Source organism: Allofournierella sp. CML151, from assembly GCF_027853465.1.
Taxonomy (GTDB): Bacteria; Bacillota; Clostridia; order Oscillospirales; family Ruminococcaceae; genus Allofournierella.
In genome coordinates this window covers 1-521 of the sequence record NZ_JAPNNW010000050.1, presented here as the reverse complement: position 1 = coordinate 521, position 521 = coordinate 1, and the positions used below count along the sequence as shown (strand labels likewise).

Below are 521 nucleotides of genomic sequence, written 5' to 3'. Positions count from 1 at the left end.
TTCCAGGTGGCCAGCTTTTTCAGATTCATGGCAGCAAATTTAAGCTTCACCCAGTTTGTCACCTGGGCCAAGCCTCTGTACTGGGTGTAACGCATGCCGTGCTTTTCTTTCGCATCGGCAAATACACGCTCGATCTTCTCTTTTCGCAGCCGGTACAGTTCTTTGTACACCGGCATATACCGGACATGCTCCGCCATCTCCACATAGTCCTGCCAGATATGGCGCATCACCGTTTTCTCGCACCTGGAGCTTTCGGTACATATCCCTCTGGTAGGACAGCTTTTGCAAAGATAAGCCCGGCTTTTGTATTCCCGGTAGCCCTCCCGGTTTGTGGTGGAATAATGCAGCGCACGGTACTCCGGGCAGATCACATCATCAAAGTACTCGTCATACACATACATCCACCAGGGATGGCCGTTCTCTTTGGTCTTGGGACGGGTATAGCAAGTGGAAAGAACGCGGCCGCTCCCGAAGATCCTTTTGCAGATCCAAGGCGTTTTGTAGGCGCTGTCCGCCACCAC

Annotated in this window: 1 protein-coding gene; it reads right to left on the bottom strand. The window is 52.6% G+C overall.

Annotated features, from left to right (window positions below; translation table 11 throughout):
- The coding region (locus PH256_RS15205; RefSeq protein ID WP_270914831.1) for a transposase at positions 1-521 on the bottom strand (521 nt) is incomplete at both ends.